This window comes from Microcystis sp. M53598_WE2 (assembly GCF_030067735.1).
Classification (GTDB): Bacteria; Cyanobacteriota; Cyanobacteriia; order Cyanobacteriales; family Microcystaceae; genus Microcystis; species Microcystis aeruginosa.
The window spans coordinates 1-1,701 of sequence record NZ_JASJFE010000276.1 but is presented as its reverse complement, the minus strand read 5'-3'; the positions used below and the strand labels follow the sequence as shown (position 1 = coordinate 1,701).

The window sequence follows — 1,701 nt, the reverse complement described above, 5'->3', positions numbered from 1 at the left end:
GGCCTGATAATATCAAAGAATTACGCAGAAACGAGCGAAAAATCGCCCTTTTCTGGGACGATCTATACCCCAAACCCTCCCCGAGACCGAGACCTCTAAACACGAGAGTGGTGGAATCCAATGGCCGATAAACCAGTTCCCAAACCAGAAGACCTTCGCATCTATCGGGGTTTGACCCTGAGCGCGAACAGTTTACCCACACCCAAAGAACAAAGAAAACACCTCGATCGCATCCCACCGCCACCCCCTTGGCGCAGTTTTAGCCTATCCCCAGAAGAATGGACAAAAGCGGCGAAATCGCAGAAAATACCGCCCAAACAGGGAAAAATCGACCCTAGGGCTTTAGGATTCGTCGCGGATAAGAAAGCGGTGGAATTGGTGAATGCTGCCCTCTGTTTGCGTCGTCCCCTACTGATCGAGGGCAACCCCGGCGCCGGCAAGACTTCCCTGGCCTACGCAGTTGCCCGGGAATTGGGACTACCCGGCCCCTACCGTTGGTCGATCGTTTCCCGCACCACCCTTAAAGAGGGTCTTTATGCCTACGATGCGATCGGACGGTTACAGGAAGCTTCCCTACAAAGACAGAAAGTGGGAGAGGGGGGAGAGTACGAGGAGCCGGATATCGGCAGCTATCTAAGATTAGGCCCCATGGGGATGGCTTTTTATCGATCCCGTCCAGGACGACCGGCGGTGCTGCTAATTGATGAGATCGATAAAAGCGATATCGATATGCCTAACGATCTCCTCCATATTTTCGAGGAGGGATTTTTTGAGATCCCAGAACTGACACGATTAAAAACCGGCGACCAATCGGTTCTTCCCTATCGCGGTCAACAGGACGACAGCGAGGAAAAAATCCCGATCGATCGAGGTTGTGTGTCTTGTCAGGAGTTCCCCCTAGTATTCATGACCAGTAACGAGGCCCGGGAGTTTCCCCCCGCTTTCCTGCGTCGATGTTTGCGTTTAAGACTCGAACAACCCGACAACGAGGATGATTTCTATCGGATACTAGAGCAACGTTTCCCCCCGGAGCGCCTAAATCAATTGGACGAACCGGCCAGAAATCTGATCCGGGAATTTCTCGATCGAATCAAACGCAAAGACAAACTAGCCACCGATCAACTGCTCAACGCGGTCTATCTGTTACTACAGGGAAACGACCTCACCGACCCCGATAGCAAGCTGCTAGACACCCTCTTTAAATCCTTGCAAGGGTAGGGGGAGAGATGGAAGGGAAGAAAGCCATCTGGTGGGAAGACGAGAGGGAAATGGCAGAACTGATCTGGTGCGCTGCTTACCTCGATCGAATTATCGCGCCTTGGTCGATCGAGCAGCCTGAACATTCGGAAGCAACCTCATCTAATGATCAGGAGGATAACCGGTCATCCGGCAGCGGTGAAAAAACCCCTCCCCCCGGAGCGATCGAGTCAACGCTCCCCGTTGCCTATCCCGAAAACATCGATCGCCCGATGCAGACCTCCCGGAAGCGCGATTCGGTCGAGAGCGATCGTTCTTCTCCCGTTCGCGTCCCCGATCCCTTTCCGATACCCGAACCCACCGCCATCAGTAAGGCAATTCTCCCCCTAGCGCGTCGCGTGCCTGGATTACGGGCCGACGAGTTGGATATCGAGGTTACAGTGGAACGGACGGCCGAAGCGGGGGGATTACCGATGCTCGTTTTCCGACCCCCCCTAGAACGTT

At 54.0% G+C, this 1,701-nt stretch carries 1 protein-coding gene and 1 pseudogene; both read left to right on the top strand.

Annotated features, from left to right (window positions below; translation table 11 throughout):
- Nucleotides 1–120: 120 nt before the first annotated feature.
- Nucleotides 121–1,218, top strand: coding sequence for an AAA family ATPase (locus PX636_RS05825; protein ID WP_288116472.1), 1,098 nt, complete (start codon nucleotides 121–123; stop codon nucleotides 1,216–1,218).
- 8 nt (nucleotides 1,219–1,226) lie between these two features.
- Nucleotides 1,227–1,701: pseudogene (locus PX636_RS05820) on the top strand (serine/threonine-protein kinase pkn1); the annotation flags it as partial.